This is a genomic window from Shewanella algidipiscicola, assembly GCF_900380485.1.
GTDB lineage: Bacteria > Pseudomonadota > Gammaproteobacteria > Enterobacterales > Shewanellaceae > Shewanella > Shewanella algidipiscicola.
The window spans coordinates 210816-234298 of the sequence record NZ_OXJV01000016.1 but is presented as its reverse complement, the minus strand read 5'-3'; the positions used below and the strand labels follow the sequence as shown (position 1 = coordinate 234298).

General features: G+C 45.9%; 19 protein-coding genes and 4 tRNA genes. 11 read left to right on the top strand and 12 right to left on the bottom strand.

Annotated elements, in window-relative coordinates; translation table 11 throughout:
• Window positions 1-64 precede the first annotated feature (64 nt).
• Window positions 65-592 carry a YchJ family protein gene (locus DN599_RS11355; protein ID WP_110457721.1) on the bottom strand — a complete coding sequence of 176 codons (528 nt, stop codon included), beginning with the start codon at window positions 590-592 and terminating at the stop codon, window positions 65-67.
• Window positions 582-1154, bottom strand: coding sequence for a YybH family protein (locus DN599_RS11350; protein ID WP_110457720.1), 573 nt, complete (start codon window positions 1152-1154; stop codon window positions 582-584). Before DN599_RS11350 ends, DN599_RS11355 begins: the two co-directional genes overlap by 11 nt.
• A 285-nt stretch (window positions 1155-1439) precedes the next feature.
• On the opposite strand from DN599_RS11350, the gene DN599_RS11345 reads away from it, so the two are divergent.
• The 3 genes from DN599_RS11345 (at window position 1440) to DN599_RS11335 (ending at window position 5135) form a co-directional block, all read left to right on the top strand.
• Window positions 1440-2027 (top strand): Smr/MutS family protein, encoded by a 588-nt coding sequence (locus tag DN599_RS11345; RefSeq protein ID WP_110457719.1) that lies wholly within the window; start codon window positions 1440-1442, stop codon window positions 2025-2027.
• Between the two features lie 183 nt (window positions 2028-2210).
• Window positions 2211-2849 carry a TetR family transcriptional repressor PsrA gene (gene psrA / locus DN599_RS11340; protein ID WP_110457718.1) on the top strand — a complete coding sequence of 213 codons (639 nt, stop codon included), beginning with the start codon at window positions 2211-2213 and terminating at the stop codon, window positions 2847-2849.
• 9 nt (window positions 2850-2858) lie between these two features.
• Window positions 2859-5135 carry an acyl-CoA dehydrogenase gene (locus tag DN599_RS11335; protein ID WP_110457717.1) on the top strand — a complete coding sequence of 759 codons (2277 nt, stop codon included), beginning with the start codon at window positions 2859-2861 and terminating at the stop codon, window positions 5133-5135.
• Window positions 5136-5378: 243 nt separating this feature from the next.
• Here DN599_RS11335 and pyk read toward each other — a convergent pair whose 3' ends face one another.
• Window positions 5379-6818, bottom strand: a complete 1440-nt coding sequence (gene pyk, locus DN599_RS11330) for a pyruvate kinase (RefSeq protein ID WP_110457716.1) — start codon at window positions 6816-6818, stop codon at window positions 5379-5381.
• Window positions 6819-7000: 182 nt separating this feature from the next.
• Window positions 7001-7855: a MurR/RpiR family transcriptional regulator gene (locus tag DN599_RS11325; protein ID WP_110457715.1), complete on the bottom strand. Its 855-nt coding sequence runs from the start codon at window positions 7853-7855 to the stop codon at window positions 7001-7003.
• A gap of 310 nt (window positions 7856-8165) precedes the next feature.
• Between DN599_RS11325 and zwf the strand changes: the two genes are divergently transcribed.
• The 7 genes from zwf (at window position 8166) to DN599_RS11290 (ending at window position 16016) form a co-directional block, all read left to right on the top strand.
• Complete coding sequence (gene zwf, locus DN599_RS11320; protein WP_110457714.1) at window positions 8166-9638, top strand: glucose-6-phosphate dehydrogenase; 1473 nt, start codon at window positions 8166-8168, stop codon at window positions 9636-9638.
• A gap of 12 nt (window positions 9639-9650) precedes the next feature.
• Window positions 9651-10349, top strand: coding sequence for a 6-phosphogluconolactonase (gene pgl / locus DN599_RS11315; RefSeq protein ID WP_110457713.1), 699 nt, complete (start codon window positions 9651-9653; stop codon window positions 10347-10349).
• A 9-nt stretch (window positions 10350-10358) separates the two neighbouring features.
• On the top strand, window positions 10359-12185 hold the full coding sequence (gene edd / locus DN599_RS11310) for a phosphogluconate dehydratase (RefSeq protein ID WP_110457712.1): 1827 nt from the start codon (window positions 10359-10361) through the stop codon (window positions 12183-12185).
• A gap of 21 nt (window positions 12186-12206) precedes the next feature.
• A complete protein-coding gene (locus DN599_RS11305) occupies window positions 12207-12848 on the top strand; it encodes a bifunctional 4-hydroxy-2-oxoglutarate aldolase/2-dehydro-3-deoxy-phosphogluconate aldolase (protein WP_110457711.1) in 642 nt (213 codons plus the stop codon).
• Between the two features lie 308 nt (window positions 12849-13156).
• Window positions 13157-14197 carry a CDF family Co(II)/Ni(II) efflux transporter DmeF gene (gene dmeF, locus DN599_RS11300; protein WP_110457710.1) on the top strand — a complete coding sequence of 347 codons (1041 nt, stop codon included), beginning with the start codon at window positions 13157-13159 and terminating at the stop codon, window positions 14195-14197.
• Window positions 14187-14606, top strand: a complete 420-nt coding sequence (locus tag DN599_RS11295) for a MarR family winged helix-turn-helix transcriptional regulator (RefSeq protein ID WP_110457709.1) — start codon at window positions 14187-14189, stop codon at window positions 14604-14606. The genes dmeF and DN599_RS11295 overlap by 11 nt, the downstream gene beginning before the upstream one ends.
• A 381-nt stretch (window positions 14607-14987) precedes the next feature.
• Window positions 14988-16016: a GGDEF domain-containing protein gene (locus DN599_RS11290; protein WP_110457708.1), complete on the top strand. Its 1029-nt coding sequence runs from the start codon at window positions 14988-14990 to the stop codon at window positions 16014-16016.
• A gap of 235 nt (window positions 16017-16251) precedes the next feature.
• On the opposite strand, the gene DN599_RS11285 is transcribed toward DN599_RS11290, so the two are convergent.
• The 6 genes from DN599_RS11285 to DN599_RS11260 all read right to left on the bottom strand — a co-directional run bounded on the left by DN599_RS11285 (window position 16252) and on the right by DN599_RS11260 (window position 21332).
• Entirely contained in the window at window positions 16252-18951 is a 2700-nt protein-coding gene (locus DN599_RS11285) for a bifunctional acetate--CoA ligase family protein/GNAT family N-acetyltransferase (RefSeq protein WP_110457707.1), read from the bottom strand.
• Between the two features lie 428 nt (window positions 18952-19379).
• Window positions 19380-19456: transfer RNA gene (locus tag DN599_RS11280), tRNA-Met, on the bottom strand.
• Window positions 19457-19503: 47 nt separating this feature from the next.
• Window positions 19504-19580, bottom strand: a tRNA-Val gene (locus DN599_RS11275).
• A gap of 15 nt (window positions 19581-19595) precedes the next feature.
• Window positions 19596-19672 (bottom strand) — tRNA-Met (locus tag DN599_RS11270).
• 47 nt (window positions 19673-19719) lie between these two features.
• Window positions 19720-19796: transfer RNA gene (locus tag DN599_RS11265), tRNA-Val, on the bottom strand.
• Window positions 19797-19973: 177 nt separating this feature from the next.
• Window positions 19974-21332, bottom strand: a complete 1359-nt coding sequence (locus DN599_RS11260; protein WP_110457706.1) for an MATE family efflux transporter — start codon at window positions 21330-21332, stop codon at window positions 19974-19976.
• A 29-nt stretch (window positions 21333-21361) separates the two neighbouring features.
• Between DN599_RS11260 and DN599_RS11255 the strand changes: the two genes are divergently transcribed.
• Window positions 21362-21985, top strand: coding sequence for a riboflavin synthase subunit alpha (locus tag DN599_RS11255; RefSeq protein ID WP_110457705.1), 624 nt, complete (start codon window positions 21362-21364; stop codon window positions 21983-21985).
• 346 nt (window positions 21986-22331) lie between these two features.
• Here DN599_RS11255 and DN599_RS11250 read toward each other — a convergent pair whose 3' ends face one another.
• Window positions 22332-22532 (bottom strand): CPXCG motif-containing cysteine-rich protein, encoded by a 201-nt coding sequence (locus DN599_RS11250; protein ID WP_110457704.1) that lies wholly within the window; start codon window positions 22530-22532, stop codon window positions 22332-22334.
• Window positions 22529-23269, bottom strand: a complete 741-nt coding sequence (locus tag DN599_RS11245) for an SDR family oxidoreductase (RefSeq protein WP_110457703.1) — start codon at window positions 23267-23269, stop codon at window positions 22529-22531. Before DN599_RS11245 ends, DN599_RS11250 begins: the two co-directional genes overlap by 4 nt.
• Window positions 23270-23483: the final 214 nt, after the last annotated feature.

Sequence of the window (23483 nt, the reverse complement as noted above, 5' to 3'; positions counted from 1 at the left end):
GCTTAACGATATGTGTCTCTTGTGCGTGTGCTAGTATGCGCGAACACGAGCATAGCTTTTATTCTCAATTCGCTAGATTTAAACAGCACTGCTTAAACTTACGCCCGCTATAACAGATACAAGGATCGTTACGCTTGGGGAGCTGCGGATTAAGTTGCTCACCACTGGTATACCACCATACGCCGTGTTGCTTAATGAACTGCGATACTTCATGTATGGCATCTAATCGATTGTTTTCTCGATACCATGCATGAAACTCAACTACGCCATTATCGTCAGTGGTTGCGCTACGTTGAATGCTCAACCCCAACCATTGGGTCTGATTATCGCTATCTAATATCGACTTCGTTAAGCCATTTAAGGTATCTGGATGATGTGTGGCGATGAGGTAATCATGCAGACGCATGACAAATGCACTGTAGCGGCTGCGCATCAAGACTTCAGGGGTCGGTACAAACGCGCCTTGATGATATATTTTACAGCATGCTTGATAGGTTAAGCGCTCTCCTTTTACACGTTGACCGCAGGGACACTCTTGGGCTGTATTACTGTGCTTGAAGACTTGCTCACCCGTTAATGGATCACTTTTCATGACTCGACTTATTACTGGCTGTTGAAAATTGGCTGCCATAATACAGGTTTGGTAGCGGTTTCGCATCGTAATAGAATGCCGGCTCCCCGCGATTATTGGTATCTACCGTTAAGTACCAACGTCCATCGGCTTGTTTTTTTGAGACAGTGACAAATTTGCCCGCGAATTCACTCATGGGCTCCTCACTCTCTTTGGGTGGATAAAAACGGATAAGGAAATAGCCGATATCAGTTGCAATTTGGGGAGATATCTGTCGGTCAATAACTCGAAAATCGACCTCAATTTGGGCGTTTTTGTGTTTAATCTTGCCGAAAAACCTTTGGTATAAGTTGATAATATTTTCTCGACCGATGGTGATCGATTTGCTTTGTTGTTCAGGGATATAACTGGCATCTTCTGCATACAGATCGGCAATTACAGTGGCATCGAGCTGGGCAAATGCGCTACTAAATTGGCGATAAAACTGGTTTAAGGCCTCATTGTCCCCATCGGTTTGTTGCGCTATAGCAGAGGCGCAGCACAGTGCGCTGCAGATAAGGATTAAGGATGTTAGAAATTTCATTAAGATATTCATCTTTACTAATGCTAGCGCCACTATAATCTATGCCCTTTTATGGGGAAAGAATTAGATATTAACAAAGTGTGTCACACTGCCCTTTGTCTTAAGTTGGGTGGGGCAAATTATGTTCATAGTCGTCCTCAAGGTGGTATTCCAATGGGTGAAGCTGCATAAGTCACTCGTACAGTCGCTGGATATTTTTAGCTGCTACAGTCAAAATAGTGCTTCGTATCGATATGATGTAGCGTTAAGAGCTGTAATCGCAATGAATTAAGAGGAAGCAGTACCATGACAGAAGAAGAGAGTGCGATATTTCTAGCCTCTATGGCAGATGTGATACCTCTAAATGGCGATAAAACGGCAATTAGCTCTCAAATAGCCTCATCTCAGTCACAACAACATAAATACTTTGAAACTAAACGCAGAGAAGCACTCTCTCGTTTAAGTGATGATCTGAGTGTGATTGAGCCAGTCACTCCCGATGCTGTTATCAGTATGAAAAGTGAAGGGGTACAGCAACAAGTGTTCAAATTATTTCGCCAAGGTCAGTATTCGATGCAAGCCGATATAGACCTTAAAGGCTATAATGTACCGCGCGCCAGAGAGCTTTTGTTCGATTTTATTCAACGCAGTTTGAGCTGTGAATATCGTAACGTGATAGTGATCCATGGCACCGGTGTACACAATAAGCCGTTTCCCGCGTTAATTAAATCCTGCTTAGCTCATTGGCTGCCCTTGATTGATGGCGTGATTGGTTATCACAGTGCGCCAAGAGAATGGGGTGGATCGGGCGCATTAATGGTGATGCTGACAAAATCGGAAAAGGCACGAATGAACACGCGGGAGCTAACACGCAAGGGGGCGCATTTGCGTTAATGACATAGCGTTAATCTTGCTATGGGGTTACAGCCTCGTTTGCCTAAAGTCACTGGCTATCTGTTGTTAGATTATCTGTGATCCCAATACCTAAAGTATGGTGATACAGCGGAATTTCATTTGACAAAAAGTGTACTAGTGTTTAATTTAAACGCATGTTTAAATCAGAGTTAAGGTCACGGAATGGCAAGTCGATCCGATACTAAAACAAGAATACTGGATGCCGCCGAAAAGCTATTTGCGGAGCGTGGATTTTCAGAAACCTCATTAAGATTGATCACCAGTAAAGCTGAGGTCAATCTTGCTTCGGTCAATTATCATTTTGGCTCAAAAAGAGAGCTTATCAGGGCGGTACTGGCGCGCTACTTAGACCGTTTTATGCCGGATGCTTCTGAAGAGCTAATGCTCATCAAGGCCAGTGGTAATCCATCGTTAAATGACATTTTTTCCTCTTTAGTCAAACCTTTACTTGAATTAAATAAGTTCAAAGTGGACGGCACCAGTACTTTTTTACAATTACTCGGCCGGGGTTATATCGAAAGTCAGGGGCATCTGCGCTGGTTTATTACCACTCATTACGGTGAGCACCTTAACAAGTTTGTGAAGGCTGTCGCAGAAAGTGCACCACATATTCCCCCCGCAGAGATGTTTTGGCGATTACACTTTACCTTAGGCACTGTGGTGTTCACTATGGCATCTGCCGATGCATTAACCGAAATCGCCCAGGCTGATTTTAATGAACACTATGATATCGAAGCCGTAATTCGCAAAGTTATTCCATATCTCGCTGCCGGCGTGGCAGTACCCGTTAGTACCCAATAGGGGGGCGTTATGACTCTTTTTATTTTGGCACTATTGCTTATCATAGTGTTGTTTGGTGTTAAAAGTATCCGCATGCAGTTTATTACTCGGCCAGTATTTGCCTTTTTCAAAAAGGTACTACCGCCGCTGTCTGATACGGAAAAGGAGGCGATGGAAGCCGGTGATGTATGGTGGGAGGGGGAACTGTTTCGCGGCAAGCCCAATTGGGACGCCTTGCACAGTTACGGGAAGTCAGCTCTGAGTGAAGAAGAGAAATCGTTCATTGATAATCAAGTGATGACGGCGCTGACGATGATTGACGATTTCGACATAGTACAAAATCGTAAGGATCTCCCCCCAGAATTATGGCAATACTTTAAAGATGAAGGTTTTTTTGCGTTAATTATTCCTAAGGAATACGGTGGGAAAGCGTTTTCTGCTTATGCTAATTCAACCATTGTTAGCAAGTTGGCCAGTCGCAGTGTGAGCGCCGCCGTGACCGTGATGGTGCCTAATTCACTCGGCCCCGGCGAGTTGTTGACCCATTATGGTACCAAAGAGCAGCGTGAACATTGGCTGCCTCTGTTAGCCAGTGGTGAAGCCGTGCCTTGTTTTGCACTTACTGGGCCCGAAGCGGGCTCTGATGCCGGTGCTATTCCTGATGAAGGTATCGTATGCCGTAAAACCATTGATGGCGAAGAGGTGTTAGGGCTGAGTCTCACCTGGGACAAACGATATATTACCTTAGCTCCAGTTGCCACAGTATTGGGGCTTGCGTTTCAAATGCGCGATCCCGATGGACTTTTAGGCGATAACCCTGATCTTGGGATCACCTGTGCGCTTATTCCGACCGATCATCCAGGTGTTGAAATTGGTCGCCGTCATAATCCACTGAATATGGCCTTTATGAATGGCACCACTCAGGGCAAAGAGGTGTTTATTCCGCTAGATTGGATTATCGGCGGCCCACAATACGCTGGTCGCGGTTGGCGTATGCTGGTGGAATGCCTGTCGGCTGGTCGAGGGATCTCACTGCCTGCATTAGCGACAGCATCGGGTCATCTAGCCACTAAAACGACTACGGCTTACAGCTATGTTAGGCATCAATTTGGTTTAGCTATCGGCCAATTTGAGGGGGTTCAAGAGGCGATGGCGCGGATCATCGCCAATACTTACCAGCTAGAGGCGGCGCGCCGATTAACGACAACAGGCATCGATCTCAAAGTGAAACCTTCGGTGGTCACTGCAATAGCCAAATACCATATGACCGAGATGGGCCGTGATGTATTTAACGATGCCATGGACATCCAGTCGGGCAAGGGGATCCAGCTTGGGCCGAAAAACTATTTAGGCCACGGTTATATGGCGAACCCGATTTCGATCACTGTGGAAGGGGCTAATATTCTAACCCGCAGTTTAATGATCTTTGGTCAAGGCGCGACCCGTTGTCATCCTTATGTGTTAGCCGAAATGGAAGCCGCGGCAATGGACGATGATACTGCCGCGTTGGCACGCTTTGATAACTTACTGTTAGGTCACATGGGGTATGCCTGTCGCAATGCCTTCAGCACGTTATTTAGTGCGCTCAGTGGTAGTCGTTTTAATACCGCGCCAGTCAGTGGCAGTACAGCGCAGTATTACAAGCACATGACTCGCATCTCTGCGGCGTTGGCGTTTGTGACCGACCTGTCAATGTTGATTATGGGCGGCGATTTAAAGCGTAAAGAGATGTTGTCGGCACGTTTGGGCGATGTACTCAGTGAGCTTTACCTAGGCTCTGCCACGTTAAAATTGTTTGAAGACAATGGCCGCCAACAAGATGATTTACCCGCGGTGCATTATGTGATGCAGACTCGATTGCATAAGGCGGCAAATGCACTGCAAGGGGCGTTACGCAATTTCCCTAATCGTCCCGTTGCCTGGTTGATGCGTTTGCTGGTATTTCCGTTAGGCAATCATTTCAATGCTCCGGACGACAAGTTAGCGATAAAGGTTTGCCAAGGCATGCTCAAACCAGGTCCTGCCAGAGACAGACTAACATTCTTGTGCCCTAACTTTGATGGTGATGAGGGCGGTATGGCGCAAGTGGAACAGGCGTTTGTGGCTCTTCATGCTTGCGATGGATTGAGTAAAAAAATCAAACGCGCGCAAAAAGAGGGTCAACTTGCCAAAAAGCTTGCTCCTGCGCTGCTTTATCAACAGGCGTTAGAAGCAGACATCATTAGCGAGAATGAGTTTGAGCAATTGATTGATGCGGATAAGCTGCGCCAAGTGGCTATTGCTGTGGATGATTTCGAACGTTTATAGCTGAGTGGTTGAGCTAATCACTTTGCTATCTGGCCTGACTAATTAAGGCCAAGTCGCTTATCGTGAGCCATTTGGACTAGTGGATGGTTTAGATGGGTCAATAATGGGAAGTGAGCTTAGCTTGAAATGATTGACTTAACCTGCAAGCAACAGATAGAAAAAAGGTACGCAATGCGTACCTTTTTTTATACCTAACCGTTTTAGCTCGATGGCGCTATCTCGATGAGGGTGAAAGTATCATCATTACGCCACGATAAGTACTTTACAGGTATTGGTACCGCCAATGGTTTCCATGGCGTCACCTTTGGTCATCAGCACCATATCACCACTGTCGAGGTAACCCGCTGATTGCAGCGCCTCTAACGCTTTCTTGGCCAGTTCATCGGCAGCATGAGCGGTAGAATCAAAGTAGAAAGGGTGTACTCCGCGATACAGTGCCATTTTGGCCAATGTCACATCGTGACGCGATAAGGCAAAAATAGGCAGCGCAGAGCTGATACGTGACATCAATTGTGGTGTGGCACCTGATTCGGTTAACGCGACAATGGCTTTAACGCCCTCTAGATGGTTGGCCGCATACATAGTTGACAGTGCGATGGTTTCTTCTACTGACGTAAAGCGTTCATCTAAACGATGTTTTGATACTTGCACGCTTGGGTGAGATTCGGCGCCAAGGCAGACATTAGCCATAGCCAATACCGTTTCCTCCGGAAAGTCACCGGCCGCCGTTTCGGCAGAAAGCATCACGGCATCGGTACCATCAAGCACAGCATTCGCCACATCCATCACTTCGGCGCGAGTTGGCATTGGACTGGTGATCATCGACTCCATCATCTGGGTCGCGGTGATCACGCTCTTATTGAGTTGACGAGAGCGGCTAATGAGTTTCTTTTGCACGGCAACCAGCGCCGCATCGCCAATTTCAACGCCTAAGTCACCACGAGCAACCATCACAGCATCGGATGCTAAAATCACATCATCCATCGCTTCATCGGTCGCAACGGCTTCGGCGCGTTCAACTTTAGAGACAATTAATGCATTACTGCCAGCTTTACGTGCCAATTCTCGGGCATAATTTAAGTCAGCGCCGCAGCGTGGGAATGACACTGCGAGGTAATCGACTTTAATCGCGGCTGCGGTAATAATATCTTGTTTATCTTTTTCTGTTAGCGCAGCAGCTGAAAGCCCGCCGCCTTTTTTGTTGATGCCCTTGTTATTAGACAATGGGCCAGCAACTGTCACAGTGGTGTGCACCTTGTTGCCTTCAACTTTTTCAACTCTAAGTTGCACTCGTCCGTCATCGAGCATCAAAATATCGCCAATGGTGACATCTTTAGGGAGCTCTTTGTAGTCGATACCGACTTGGTGTTCATCGCCTTCGCCTTTGGCTAAACCGGCATCTAGGACAAAAGGTTTACCAAGGTCAAGTTGCACCTTCTTATTATCTTTAAACGTGGATACACGGATTTTTGGCCCTTGTAGGTCCCCTAATATAGCCACATGAACACCCAGTTCTTTGGCGATATTACGCACATCTGTGGCGCGCTTAAGGTGATCTTCGGGTGAGCCGTGGGAGAAATTTAGGCGAACAACGTTTGCACCAGCTTTAATGATACGACGTAGATTGTCATCGCGATCGGTGGCTGGACCGAGTGTCGTTACAATTTTGGTTCTGCGGAACATGAGATACTCCGTTAAAGTTAAAAAATCTTACTCTATATTAACAGACAAACTTCAGTTTTGTAGGAAAATTACAAACAAAATGATCTACCTCAAGTTATTAATTTTGTGAGCCACAGCCGCTAAAAGGTAAAAAAAAGGCGATTTGGATAAACCAACTCGCCTTTCATCCCTCTCTAGGTTGCTTAGAGTATAGGATCTTTCTCAATACGCGACTCCTTCAACACCTCTTTAACCCGCTTTAAACTCTCTCTAAAACGAGGGCCGCGGCGTAGGGTAAAGCCGGTGGCTAACACGTCAATAATGACTAATTGAGCTAAGCGAGAGGCCATGGGTAAATACATATCAGTGTCTTCGGGTACTTCCATTGTCACGGGTAAAGTACATTCACTCGACAAGGGAGAGTTGCGTGAGGTGATAGCAATGACAGCAGCGCCATTTTCCCGCGCTAAACGGGCAATGTCGATCAAGGATTTTGTACGCCCTGTGTGTGAGATAAGGACCACCACGTCACCTTCGGTACTATTAATACAGCTCATACGTTGCATTAACACATCATCAAAACTGATGACGGGCACATTGAAACGAAAGAACTTATTTTGTGCATCATGTGCCACAGAGGCCGATGCTCCTAAACCAAAAAATGAGATTTTTTTTGCTTGAGTAAGGATATCCACAGCTTTATTTATGGCGGCAGTATCCATGCTTTGTCTAGCGGTATCGAGCGCAGCCATTGATGACTCAAAAATTTTGGTGGTGTAAGAATCGGGACTATCATCTTCTTCTACGTGGCGGCTGACATAGGGCGTGCCATTAGCTAAACTTTGTGCTAAGTGCAGCTTAAAATCAGGAAATCCCTTAGTATCCAAACGTCTGCAGAACCTGTTGACTGTGGGTTCGCTCACATCGGCCATTTTAGCCAATGTCGCAATGCTGGAGTGGATAGCGGTTTGTGGTGACGCTAAAATGACCTCAGCGACTTTACGTTCCGATTTACTGAAATGAGTTAGGCTTTTTTGAACCTTTTCTAGGGTATTCATATGCGTACATCCACTCGATAGTAATGTAATTATATTTATTCTTTTATGTCATTATAGAAACAAACAAAAAGTGCTAAAGTCTGGCTTTATATATCGAACTATAATCTGACTACACAGCAAACTTGCTACTATATAGAGACAGTTAATTGAGAAAAGCATATCAGATTTTGTCGTCTTGTTACTAGTTTACTGATAGGTCATTTTTTGTAAAATTTAGATGCATTTAACGAATTCTGTTGTTATATTACAACAAATATGTGAATTACTCATCGATACGATGGGCCACTTTGGTATAGGAGACTTTTAAGCTATGGGCATGACATCAGCAGAAGCCAAAGCTTGTGATTTTGTATTGTTTGGAACCAAAGGCGATTTAGCAAGGCGTAAGTTATTGCCCTCTTTATACCAGCTTGATAAGGCCGGCCTACTTAATAAAGAGACCAAAATACTCGGGGTGGCTAAAGATGAGTTTACTCAAGAGCAATATCAAGAGTTAGTGAACACCGCATTATCTAGCTTTGTTAAAGAAACATTATGTGAACAAACTTTAGCTCGTTTCCTTAAACGCTGCATTTATATCGCCACCAATTTTACTGAGCCAGAAGGTTACGCGGCTTTTCATGACGTATTAGAGCCAGAAAAGCGCGTCATGGTTAATTATTTTGCCACTCCTCCCGCCATTTTTGGCGACATCTGTCGTTGTCTGCATGAACAAAACCTGATTTTCCCTGATACCCGAGTGGTACTAGAAAAGCCGATTGGTTCGGATCTCGAATCATCTAGAGTGATAAACGATCAGGTCAGTGCTTATTTCAATGAAAATCAGGTGTACCGTATTGACCATTACTTAGGTAAAGAGACTGTACAAAACCTAATTGCACTGCGCTTTGCAAACTCGTTATTTGCCTCTAAATGGGATAACCGTACTATTGACCATGTACAAATCACGGTTGCAGAAGAGGTGGGCATTGAAGGCCGTTGGGGGTATTTCGACAAAGCTGGCCAAATGCGCGACATGATCCAAAACCACTTGTTACAGGTACTCACCTTAGTGGCAATGGATCCACCGGTTAACTTAGATGCCGACAGTATTCGTGATGAAAAAGTGAAGGTGCTTAAGTCATTAAGAAAAATCGACGCCGATAATATTTATGAAAATACCGTTCGTGGTCAATATTCTGCTGGCTTTTTAAAAGGCACACCCGTACCGGGTTATTTAGAAGAAGAGGGCGCCAACACCCTGTCTTATGCAGAAACCTTTGTGGCACTCAGAGTCGACATCGACAATTGGCGTTGGGCTGGCGTGCCATTTTATTTACGCAGTGGTAAGCGTATGCCCACTAAGAGTTCAGAAATTGTTGTCTATTTCAAGAACCCACCTCATAACTTATATCGTTCTAGTTATCGTAATCTACCTGCCAATAAATTAACCATTCGCTTGCAACCCCATGAAGGGGTCGAAATTCAGATGATGAATAAAGTGCCAGGTCTTGAGCAGAAACAGCGATTGCAAACCACCAAGCTGGATTTAAGTTTTTCAGATACCTTTAAAAACGACCGCATTGCCGATGCCTACGAACGTTTATTACTCGAGGCTATGTTAGGTAATCAAGCGTTATTTGTGCGCCGCGATGAAGTGGAGCAAGCGTGGAAATGGGTCGATGGCATTATTCAAGCGTGGGAAGAGAGTAATGAAAGGCCTAAGCCCTATCCAGCAGGAAGTTGGGGCCCTGTAGCGTCGGTGGCGTTAATCGCCAAAGACGGCCGTTCATGGGACGAATAGGAAGGAGTTGTCATGATTAAAGAATCAGTGTTTAAGTCGTTTGATAATAAAACCGCGCTGGAACATCAACTAGCTGAGCGTATTGCCAATCAATTACAAGCGGCAATAGATGTGCGCGGCAAGGCAAGCCTTGTGGTTTCCGGTGGCTCGACACCCATAGCATTATTTGAGTTATTGAGCCATAAGGCTATCGAATGGGGCGATGTTTACATCACCTTGGCCGATGAGCGTTGGGTCGATACCGAATCAGATGACTCTAATGAAAAGCTAGTGAGACAACATCTGTTACAGCATCGCGCGGCAGCGGCTAAATTTCGTGGACTAAAAAATATGTTCGCGACCCCAGAAGCCGGCGTTGATATGACGATTGAACATCTGGCTAATTTCCCCAAGCCGTTTGATGTCGTGGTATTGGGCATGGGTAACGATGGTCATACTTGTTCATGGTTTCCTTGCGCCCCTGAAATCGAGCAGGCATTAACCACTCAAGCCCTCTGTTTAGCGGTCAATCCTGGTGCTGCGCCTCACGGACGCATGACCTTGTCTAAAAAGGCGGTGTTAGCTAGCCGTCAAATTTATTTACATATTGTCGGTGAACAAAAGTTAGCCGTTTACCGCCAAGCGCTCGAAAATGAAGACGAAAAAGCGATGCCTATCCGCGCCGTATTAGGCCAGCATAGCACGCCCGTCGATGTCTATTGGAGCGCCTAAGGAGTTATTATGCATGCAGTAGTCCAGTCAGTTACCGATAGAATTATCGCCCGAAGCCAGCATTCTCGTGCCCAGTATTTAGCCGCCCTCAATGAGGCTAAAATTAATGGCGTGCATCGCAGCAGTTTAAGTTGTGGTAATTTAGCCCACGGCTTTGCAGCCTGTAGCCCCGCCGATAAGAGTGCTATTAAGGCATTGACTAAAGCCAACATCGGCATTGTTACTGCCTTTAATGACATGCTGTCGGCGCATCAACCTTATGAGCATTATCCACAGTTGCTAAAAGCCGCCTGCCAAGAAGTGGGCAGTGTGGCGCAAGTGGCCGGTGGCGTCCCCGCCATGTGTGACGGGGTTACCCAAGGTCAACCTGGTATGGAACTGAGCTTGCTGAGCCGCGAAGTGATCGCGATGGCTACCGCCGTGGGTTTGTCACATAACATGTTTGATGGGGCATTATTACTGGGTATTTGTGACAAAATCGTACCTGGGTTGCTCATAGGTGCCTTGAGTTTTGGTCACTTGCCTATGCTGTTTGTGCCCGCTGGCCCGATGAAGTCGGGGATCCCAAATAAAGAGAAAGCGCGTATTCGTCAGCAGTTTGCCCAAGGTCAAGTCGACAGAGCGGCGCTGTTAGAAGCCGAGTCAAAGTCTTATCACAGCGCCGGCACTTGTACCTTTTACGGTACGGCTAACAGTAATCAGTTGATGCTTGAGGTGATGGGGCTGCAATTACCGGGGTCTTCGTTTGTTAATCCAGACGATCCACTGCGTGAAGCCTTAAACAAGATGGCGGCTAAGCAGGTTTGTCGTCTCACCGAGATGGGCACACAGTATACGCCTATCGGTGAAGTGGTGAACGAAAAATCGGTAGTTAACGGTATTGTTGCTTTACTTGCTACTGGTGGCTCAACCAATTTAACCATGCATATTGTGGCTGCTGCTCGTGCTGCCGGTATTATTGTTAATTGGGATGATTTTTCTGAGTTGTCCGATGCCGTACCGTTGTTAGCACGTGTCTATCCAAATGGTCATGCTGATATTAACCATTTCCACGCCGCAGGCGGCATGGCGCTATTGATTAAAGAACTACTCGATGCAGGCCTACTGCACGAAGAGGTTAATACGGTAGCCGGTTTTGGTCTGCGTCGTTACACCCAAGAGCCTAAACTGATTGATAATGAACTGGTTTGGGTCGAGGGACCAAGTGAGTCGTTAGATCCTGAGGTGCTGACGAAAGTGGCACAGCCTTTCCAAGCCAATGGCGGCTTAAAACTGCTTAAGGGCAATCTAGGTCGTGCGGTGATAAAAGTCTCGGCGGTATCGCCCTCGCATCGTGTGGTAGAAGCCCCTGCTATCGTCATAGACGATCAAAATAAGTTAGAAGCCTTATTTAAAGCCGGTGAGCTCGATAAAGATTGCGTTGTCGTCGTTAAGGGGCAAGGTCCTAAGGCGATAGGCATGCCTGAGTTGCATAAGCTGACGCCTATTTTAGGCACGCTGCAAGATAAAGGCTTTAAGGTTGCTTTGTTGACCGATGGGCGCATGTCTGGCGCATCGGGTAAAGTGCCTGCTGCTATTCATTTGACCCCTGAAGCCTTAGATGGTGGCATGATTGCTAAAGTTGAGAATGGCGATTTAATTCGCGTCGATGCCAACAGCGGTGAACTGACCTTGTTGGTAGATGAAACCGTGTTGTCGACCCGTGAGGCTGAGAAAGTTAATTTACGCAGCAATAGTTACGGCATGGGACGAGAACTGTTCTCGGCACTGCGTTCAAACTTAAGTAGTCCTGAGACGGGTGCGCGTTGCACCACGACCATTGACGAAAATTATTAATCATTGAGGAAGACTAAAGCAATGGCTGAGAATAACTGGTCAATACAACCGCAAGATATTTTTAAACGTAGCCCAATCGTTCCTGTAATGGTGATTAATAAGATTGAAGATGCAGTGCCTTTAGCACGGGCGCTGGTGGCAGGGGGGATCAGTGTATTAGAAGTGACATTGCGTACACCTTGTGCATTAGAAGCGATCACTAAAATAGCCAAAGAAGTCCCCGAAGCGCTGGTGGGGGCAGGTACGATATTAAATAAAGAGCAGTTAAAGCAAGCGGTAGATGCTGGGGCACAGTTTGTGATCACCCCAGGTGCCACCACTGAGTTGCTTAAAGCTGCGATGGAAGGGACTGTGCCCTTGATCCCTGGTGTTGCCAGTATCTCTGAAGTGATGGAAGGCATGGCGCTGGGATACACCAACTTTAAGTTTTTTCCGGCAGAGGCCTCTGGTGGGGTTAATGCGTTGAAAGCCTTTTCTGGTCCATTGAGTAATATTCGTTTTTGCCCAACGGGGGGGATCACTCCTAGCAGCTATAAAGATTATTTGGCATTGGATAATGTTGATTGTATCGGTGGCAGCTGGATTGCACCAACCGATGCAATGGAGCAGGGGGACTGGGAACGTATTACCCAATTGTGTAAAGAAGCGATAAGCGGCATTTAATTAAGTTGAGCGTAGTTTGACGCTCAGTATTAAGACCCATAAAAAACCTCTGCAATAGTAGAGGTTTTTTTATGGGTAAATAGGTTACGCACCAACAGCCCTGATAGACTAGAGGTGAGATCCTCATAATGGTGTCGTCTTTTACATGACATACCCCTTAACCGAAACCCAAGTATTTACATGCAATAATTTACTTTGATTGGCAGTGTAAATCTCACTGGTAGACTTGTCTTGCTATGGATTTAGTTTGATAATCAAAATATTCGGAAGACATACTATTTGTCAGTCACTTTTTGAGAGATTTACTTATGGCGAATCATAATGCCAAGCCTTGGCAACATACCCACCAATTTGTGCGTTTAAACACCGATGGTGAGCGCAATACCCGTTATGTCTTGTATTTAACGCTAGTGACCATGGTGGCAGAAATTGTCGCGGGCACAGTATATGGTTCGATGGCGTTATTGGCAGATGGGTGGCACATGGGCACCCATGCGGCTGCGTTTATGATCACCTTATTTGCTTATTACTATGCCCGAAAATACGCAGACGATCCTAGATATGCTTTTGGTACAGGCAAGGTTGGGGTACTCGGTGGATTTACCAGTGCCATAGCGCTAGGGTTGGTAGCATTACTCATGGTGGTCGAATCGGTTAGTCGCTTGCTTAACCCTGAGCAGATCCATTTTAATGAAGCCATATTTGTGGCTTTAATTGGCTTAACCGTTAATGTGATCTCAGCGTTTTTACTTAAAGATCATCACAGTCACGATCATCACGGACATAACCATCATCATGGACATCAACATACTCACCATATTGATGAACATGAACATGAACATCAAGCAAGCAAACATCATCACGGCGAGGGACAAAGCAAAGCGCATGATCATAACTTGCGTGCAGCCTATTTCCATGTGATGGCCGATGCGCTTACTTCACTTTTGGCCATCGGCGCGCTGTTATTTGCCAAGTTCTTGGGTTGGCAGTGGTTAGACCCAACTATGGGCATTGTTGGCGCGGTCATTATTAGTTTTTGGGCCTGGGGGTTAGTCAAGCAAACAGCGCCCATTTTACTCGATGCCAGTATTGATGAAGCCTATTTACAGCAAATGGTTGATGCTGTAGAGCAAGAAGAGCAACACCGAGTAAGCGACATTCACGTTTGGCCCGTGAGTGCCAACCATCACGCAGCTATGGTCTCAATCGTTAGCCCACATCCCAAAGAGGTGGAGTATTTTAGGCAAAAGCTAGCCTCATTTAAACGGATCGATCACTTAACGATTGAGGTGTTTACCTTAGCTGAATCGCATTCTTTAGCGGGAGGGACTGATGGTCATGGACATTAATCATCGTAAATTAAGTCATGAAATTATTGAGTTTTATGACAAGCTCTCTTCGTGGGAACTGGCGGTAGTTAAAGGCACTGGGCATTCATTATCACACATTCATGCGGTTGAGATTTTAGGGGTTAACGGAGCAATGCGCATGAAGGAGTTAGCTGAAAAAATGGGGATCACCACTGGCACACTAACGGTGCAGATCGATAAGATGGTGCGCAGCGGCTTAGTCATGAGGCAAGTACCGCAAACGGATCGACGCGCTGTATTGGTAACGTTAACCGAAGCTGGTGAGGTAATTTATCAGCAACATGATGAATTGCATCATCAATTGACTAAGCAGTTGACGATGAAAATGAGTGACGATGAGCGTCGTTGTTTATTGGGCTTGTTTGAGCGAGTGAACCACGAATTTTAATCTGTATAAGCTCTGATCAGCTGCGTTGAATCAAATGTAAATAATTTGTTGCCAGTAATTTGCGTTGTGGTAGTGTTTAAGTCTTATAAAGACTATGGTTTATGCTGAGATGGCGCCTTGATGAGGCGCTATTCATAGCGTAAATACATATAGTGTATAGGGACTTACCACAGCCTTTATCTTCCAGCAATGGATCTGTTTTCAAGTTGCAGAGTCGATATAGATAAAAACAGTCTAAGCGCAACAAACTAGTAACAAGATTGCTGCTAAAATGCGGATAATTGTTTATGGTAGAGGTATCTTACTCACCAACTTAAGTCGGTTGTTTATAAGATTCAGTATTTCCTCTGTGTTTTAGTCACTAATCAATGGCGATAATGAATGAATTTAGCACAACATATTTCTGAAACGGAGCTTTCAGCTAAAATTTTAAGGCATGCCGTTCCCCGCATGTCCGAACTCAATATTCCGGTTACACCCGATAATTACGCCGTATGGTATGAGTATTTTCGTGGGGTTAACCTTGATTTGAAACGGGCTATAGATGGATTACTCTCAAATCAGGTAAGCTTTACCCGAGACATTAACGCTAGTTTGCATAACCGATTTATCCAAGAACAATCACCGGAAGTGATTCAAACCGTCCAGGTTGAAACTCAATTACTGATTAATAGCTTAATGTCAAAGTTGTCTATGATGACCGCTGGTACCGCTAAGTTTGGCCAGAGTCTGAGCGATTTTTGTAATGATATATCACTGTCTCCAGATCAAAAAACCTTGGATGGCCTTATCGATGCACTAGCTCAAGAAGTCAGTAGTGTGGTGCTGAGTAATCAACAGATGGAGCAAAGTCTATCTATGATGAGTCAAGAGATTGTTGGTCTTAAGTCTGAGATGCAAAACTTAAATCTGGTAGCAATGACGGATCAACTGACCTCTTTATACAATCGTCGTGCATTCGATGAAGAACTCCTGAGTCATATTCAATATTTTAAACAACATAATACCCATAGCAGTTTATTGATTATCGATATCGATAACTTTAAACAATTTAATGATCTTCATGGCCATTTAGTTGGCGACAAGGTGCTAGCTTATATTGCGCTGGCGCTGAAGCAAGGCGTTAGAGGCGAAGATTTTGTCGCGCGCTATGGTGGCGAAGAGTTTGTGGTGTTACTGCCAGATACCGATCATGCCGGAGCTATGGTGGTGGCTGAGTTATTGCGAAGCCGTATTGCAGAGCGACGGTTGAGCATAGGTAAAGATAATAAGCTGTCCCTTGGGGCTATCACGGTATCTGTTGGGGTGGCGAGTTTACGCCGCGGTGATGATAGAGACAGCTATTTTATCCGTGCTGATGAGTCACTGTATCGGGCCAAATCAGCGGGACGTAACTGTGTTAAAGGCTAAGTCGTTAAAGGTGACAGGCTAAAAGCTGAGGTCTTTACAAGGTGGAATGCTTTACATCTATTTAGGCTTTATATTGATAGTAGCCTTGACGCTATTTCACAACCTTGGCACGTTAATTCCACTTAAGTTACGCTATTTAACGCCAGCATCTTATGACCCTAGCTATTAGCTGTTGTAGTGAGCTTTGTCGTTAGCGTAGTGGCTTTGGTCTGCTTTGTCGATTTACTTTAGCCAGTTACTCACTTGGTTTTAATTGCATATCCATCTTGATTAAGCGTTCCTCCATATCGAACGTTACGGTAAAGCCAAGGCTTTTCGCTAGGCTCGCCATATTGCGATTTTCAAACATGGTAAATCCGGTCAAGACTTGCGTATCATTGGCCTTGTAATAGGCAATTAGCTTTTCGAGGAGGAGTTTACCTAACCCAATCCCCTGATGGTCGCTGCGAACCGCCATAGCAAACTCGGCTTCGGTATTATCAGGATCGATAGAGGCCCGCACAGCGCCTAAGGTGATATCTTCACCATCAGGGCCTTTGGTGGTGGCAATAAACGCCATCTCTCTGGCGTAATCGATCTGAGTTAAAACCGCCATCTCTTCGTGTGTCATTTTAGAACGAACTCCAAAATAACGCTTATATCTGTCTTCGTCAGAAAGGGAATTATCGAAGGCTAGATGTTTAGGTTCATCTTCTGGCAATATGGGACGCAGCATGATCTCTAGGCCATTTTTTAATCTAGCGCGTTGCTCTAACTCTTTAGGGTATGGGCAGATAGCCAAACGATTACTGTTATCTATCACCCCCTCTTGCAGCTGGATGTTGACATCGAGCAGGGTGATTTGCTTCCCGGCGCATAGCACCGGGTTGAGATCTAAGCCCGCTATTTCGGGGCAATCGATGATCAGGTGAGAAATTTGCGTCAACATCACGCACAGGGCATTCATGTCGAGCCCCAAGGGTAAGTGTCTGTCTTTGAGTTTATGGGTCTTTAATGCTTGGATCACCATATAGCGTGCTAAGGTCATGTTCAGCGGGGGCAGGGCAACTACGGCATCGGTGCTGGGTTGCCATTCTGAGCCGCCTTCACCGAGTAAAATTGCCGGACCAAACACAGCGTCGTTAATGACCGCCACCCGGATCTCCTGAGCTCCAGCGGTAAGAGCCATTTTTTGCACTATCATACCTTCAATAATGGCATCGGGATTTAAGCTATGCACACGGCCAATGATGGCCTCGGCTGCTTGCATCAACTCATTGCGAGTCGTTAAGTTGAGTATGACACCGTGCACATCTGATTTATGATGAATATCAGGTGATTGCACTTTTAATGCGACTGGGTAGCCTATTTGATCAGCAAGTTCAACAGCCTGCTGGGCCGAAGTAGCGAAATGGGTTTCGATGGTATTAAGGCCATAGGCGCTCATGATCGCCGTCGCTTCGTGGGTCTCGAGCAATTTTTTGTGTTTAGCTAAGGCTTGGCCTAAGAGTTGCCGCGCCAGTTCGGCATCGGTAGGAATATTATCGGGGATAGACTGAGGGACTTCCTGTAATAATTTTTGGTTGCGGCGGTATTCCACCATATGCATAAAGGCTCCGACGGCACCTTCTGATGTTCTGTACGTTGGGATCCCCGCGCGGTTAAAGCATCTGCGTCCAGCATAAGCTGAATCTTCGCCACTCCAATTGGTAAGCACATTGATGCGATTACGATTAGGGTGAGAGGCGATTAACGTCGCTATACGCTCGGCAATTTCCACGCTATCACCCAGCGCTGACGGCGAGTGCAACACTAAAATCGCATCGGCAATATCAGCATTCATTAAGATGTTTAAACATTGCGTGTAGCGTTCTGCATCGGCATCACCGCCAATATCAACCGGGTTTTGTCCTGACCATGTGCTGGGTAATAAGGCATTGAGGGCATCGATGCAGGCTTGATCAAGCTGCGCGGCTTTGCCGCCGCTTAACATCAACTGATCCAGCGCGAGTACCGCAGGCCCACCGCCGTTAGTCATGATGGCGAGACGTTCACCTTCTAAGGCAGAGGAGTGGGCTAGGGTTTCAACGGCGGCAAATAACTCAATTAGGTCATTAACCCTCAACATACCCGCACGTCTAAAAGCGGCCTCATAGACGGCATCATTCCCCCCAACACCACCCGTATGTAATTTGGCGGCCGTGGTGCCTTCTAAGCTCCGTCCCGATTTGATCACTAAAATCGGTTTATTACGTGCGGCCGCTCTGGCGGCAGATAAAAAGTGGCGCTTCTCGTTGATAGAGTCGACATAGAGCAAAATGGCTGTGGTGCGAGAGTCTCGGCCGAGAAAATCCAGTAATTCGTCAAAGTCGATATCGGTAGCATCACCTAAAGAGATAAAAGAGGAAAAACCAATTCCTTTATTATTAGCCCAGTCCAGCACAGTGGTACAAATGGCGGCCGATTGTGACACAAAGGCGATTTTTCCTGGCAGGGCGCTAGTGTGGGCTAAGCTGGCATTGAGCCCCAAATTGGGGAGTATCATGCCTAAACTGTTTGGACCCAATAAACGCATACCATAGCGCTTTGCGTATTGGCGGGTTAACGCCAATAAATTATTGCTTTCATCATCGCTTTGCATCGCCATACCAGAGGCATTAATTATGGCCACTTTACAGCCAAATTGAGCCAATCGCTCAACAATGGCGGGTACGCGGGCGGCGGCGGTGCAGATAATCGCGAGATCGGGCTTTAAGGGTAATGATTCGATATTGGGGTAAGCTAACACACCGAGCACGGCTTCATACTTTGGGGTAACGGGCATGATAGGGCCAGAGAACCCCCCTGATAAAAGGTTGCGCATCACGACATTACCAGCTCGTTTTTTTCCATTAGATGCACCAATAATGGCAACCGATTTTGGCTTAAATAAAGAGTGTAATGTCCGCTGACTCATGCTGAGCTCCAATTGCCGCTAATCCCTTAGCAGTGTAACTCAATTTATTATTTTTTCTCTAAGATTTTAGTAGGATAAGTATTACTGTTAGTTGGTTAAATATGGGGCTGGCGCTGTGAGCTAGGTGAGTGACTTTTGTCGTCAGCTGCCATGCTATTAATGGGGTATTAGATGAATAATGCTGATCATTACTCTAATTAAATCAATTATAAAGAAGACAAGGGAGATTGACAGAATGGCTACTCAAGCAGATTGCAATGCTGTCAGATTACAATTGATACGTCCTACGATTAGTCAAGCAGTTGATTATCTGTAGATCTTATAAGTTTGTATTTGAGTGATATAGGATATAGATAGTCATTAGAGGAGGGCATTGGGGCATTTTAGACACAAAAAAACCAGCTTTCGCTGGCTTATCACTTTAAAATTGGTTGCGGGAGCCGGATTTGAACCGACGACCTTCGGGTTATGAGCCCGACGAGCTACCATACTGCTCCATCCCGCGTCCGTATTTTAAGCGTTACAGTTGTTTTATTTCTACTGTAAAAGAAGTGGTACAACCGAGTGGATTCGAACCACCGACCCCTACCATGTCAAGGTAGTGCTCTAACCAACTGAGCTACGGTTGTATTGCCATTGAAAATTGGTTGCGGGAGCCGGATTTGAACCGACGACCTTCGGGTTATGAGCCCGACGAGCTACCATACTGCTCCATCCCGCGTCCGTATTTTCAGTGCTTATTGCTATTTTACTTCCGCAATAAAGAAGTGGTACAACCGAGTGGATTCGAACCACCGACCCCTACCATGTCAAGGTAGTGCTCTAACCAACTGAGCTACGGTTGTATCGTTTGTTGTCTGGCTGTTGCCATCGAACGAGCGCTATATTAAGGGGGATCTTACTGTTGTTGCAAGTAAAAAAAGTAATTTTTTAGCTAAGCGGTGATTTGCTGTGCAACTTGTGGTTTTATCCTCCAAGATGATGGCCTTATCACCATCATCTTGGCACTGCACCGTCAATTTTTATAACGGACTAATGGCTGCGCGGTGTGTTTGGATATACTTAAGGCGTAATGCAAATAGCAGCGCCGCCGAAGTCAGGCCAGCAATCAGCCCAATCCAAAAGCCATGTGCACCCATTGCTGGCACAATATGATCCGTTTGGGCAAGCAAATAACCCAATACCATGCCGATAGCCCAGTAAGACACTAATGTAATGTAAAACGCACTGCGGGTATCTTTATATCCCCTTAATGCACCAGCAGCTACGACTTGCACCGAATCAGAGAGTTGATACAAGGCGGCTAAAAACATCAGGCTACCAGCAAGCGTGACCACTTCTGGGTTATTGTTATAAAGGAGTGCAATTTGAGTTCTAAAGGCGACCGTGATAATTGCGGTGAGCATCGCCAAGGAAAACGCAATGAGTAATCCCACTTTGGTCACCAGTTTGGCAACGACCTCTTTTTCTTGTCCCAGGTAATAACCCACCCGAATGGATACGGCAATACCAATGGACAGTGGCAACATGAATACGATCGATGAAAAGTTAAGGGCTATCTGGTGGCCAGCAACGACGTTAGCTCCCATAGGGGCGAGTAATAGCGCGATAATGGCAAACAGGCTGACCTCGAAGAACAGCGCCATGGCAATCGGCATACCATGTTTGGTCATGGTCCAGATGGTGGACCAATTCGGTAGGTGAAATGCACTGAACGGCGCCAGCTGCTTGAAACGTGAATGCAGCTGCATATAAATAGTCATCGAAATCAACATGGCCCAAAATACTAATGCCGTCGCGATACCACAGCCAGCGCCGCCCATGGCGGGAACACCAAAATGACCGTAGATAAAGATATAGTTGGCTGGAATATTGACCGCGAGTCCAACAAACCCGATGACCATCGTTGGTAATGTGTAAGAGATCCCTTCGCTGCATCCTCGTAGGACTTGGTACAATACAAAGGCGGGTACACCCCATGCAAACCCATAGAGGTACTCTACACTTAACGCAGCGAGTTCAGGCTCTAAGCCCATCCATTTAAAGATCTGTGGCGCAAAAAACAGGAAGGAGATAACCACAAGGCTACCAATTATGGCAATATAGGCGGCCTGAAACGCAATCGGTTGAATCGCTTTTTGATCGTTCGCACCATGGTGATGGGCAAATACCGGGGTAAAGGCCATCAACAGGCCTTGCACAAATAGTAGCGCGGGTAACCAAAGGCTTCCCCCGATAGCGACCGCGGCCATATCGACCGCACTGACTCGACCTGCCATTACAGTATCGATAAAGCCCATCATGGTTTGAGTGACTTGAGCGATAAGCACTGGCAGCGCTAATTGAACGAGCTTTTTGGCTTGAAAGCCGAATTGATTCATGGATAAAGCCTTAATACAGCGAGTAAAATATGTTTACAGGTATTGTTCAAGCCACATGCAATGTTGTGGCAATTACTAAAAAAAATGGACTCAATACGATCGAAATCGCTTTCCCTTCACATCTTATACAGGGATTAGTGACTGGGGCGAGCGTCGCCACCAATGGCGTGTGCCTAACGGTGACTAAGGTTGCTGATGATAGGGTGTTTTTTGATGTAATGGAAGAGACATTAAACGTTACGAATCTGGTAAACCTAAGCGTAGACTCGCCGGTGAATATCGAACGGTCACTCACTTTCGGTAGTGAGATTGGCGGCCATATTCTATCGGGCCACGTGCATACGCAGGCGTTGATTACTGAGGTTAGCCATACCGAGCAACATTTTAACCTCACGTTAGAGGTTGCCCCTAAGTGGATGAATTATATTCTTTATAAAGGCTTTGTCGGTGTAAACGGCTGTAGTCTAACGGTAGGGAAAGTGACTGAGCACAGTTTTAAGTTACATCTCATCCCCGAAACCTTAGCATTAACCAACCTCAGTGAATGCAAACAAGGTGACCGACTCAATATCGAAATAGACAGTCAAACGCAAGCGATCGTCGATACAGTAGAGCGAGTACTGGCTAAACGTTTTGCACTGCAGAGCAACTAGGACAACATTTACAACCGTGCAGTGGCCAGCATTTTGCTAGCCGCTGCGCCTACATTTTGGCATTTAACACCTTGCGTGGGAGAAGTCTCGCATACGAAGTCATTGAAGTGATCTCACTGAGCTTAAGCTAATACGTTAAATTAACTGAGTAATTCGGTATTGAGCATTGGGGGTGAGTACTGGCAGCACGCCAACATTTTGCCTAACGTCTAGCGTTACATGCCAATCAATTCACTCATCTAGAGTCTCATCCAGAGAGTATAGTGGTAACTCTGATAGTCATTTTGCCGCAGTCACTATGATCAAGCTGCGAGGCCTGAGCTGATACTGGCAAGTCCCCTAAGAGTTAATAGACTTGTTCATCATCAGAATCAATATACAACTCAACTCTATGTTGCGCAGCATCAACGTGAGTACGCATATGGATCGGGTTACAGCATACGCGGCAATCATCGTAATAGTCTTGATCGCCACAGCTGATGTCGATGTTAATATGCTGATGATGACCGCAATGGGGGCAGCTGATCACTTTGTCTATAATTCTCATCCGTCGGCTCCTTGGTAACCTGTTGCACTGCGACCACCATCAACGGCGATCACTTGACCAGTAATGTAGTGCGCATCAATTAAAAAGTTAACTGCGTGGGCTATGTCGTCAACTGTGCCACAGCGCCGCAGTGGGATCTGCTTTAGCACTTGCTCTTGGGCAGCATCATTGGCTTGTTCAGGCCATAGTATAGCGCCTGGAGATACCCCATTTACACGCACTTTTGCGCCAAGTTCTTGCGCTAATGAATAGGTCGCCATTTTTAACGCAGCTTTCGACATTGAGTATAGTCCATGGCCTAGTAATGGCCTGTCTGCGTGGATATCAATTAAGTTAATCACACATCCCTGATTATCCGTTAATATGCGCTTTAGCCCTTGTACAATAAGATAGGGCGCCATTAAATTTACCGACAATAGGCGAGTCAAGGCGCTGTGACCGACAATCGAGCTATCTGCAGTGAATAAAGAGGCGTTATTGATAACGACTTTCAAGGCGGGGCATTGCTGTGAAACTTGGTCTATAAGATGCTCTATCTCTTGAGCTTGACTCAAGTCAGCATGGAATAATCGGCAGGAGTTTGTTCTAGTGGCATTAAGTTGATCGCAGACCGCTGTTGCATCATAGCTCGAACGTGAGTAATGCAGTGCGATGTTGTAGCCCAATTGATGTAAATGTAGTGCGACTGCACGGCCAATTCGCTGTGCGCCGCCGGTAATCAGTACCCAATTATTCATCTTAAATGACGTCCTAGCTTATTATAAAATACAGTAATAAAGCTTAACAGCCTTGAACTTAAGGATCAGTAGTGACTGAGATTAATGTGACTACCTATTAAGTCTAAGTCGCGAATTGGTGGTTTTTAGTGAGAATAAGTAGCGTCGGGGCGGCATTACTCTTGCGATTTATGGCTCCGCCCCCTAAAATGACCGCCCTGCGTTGGAGAATCCC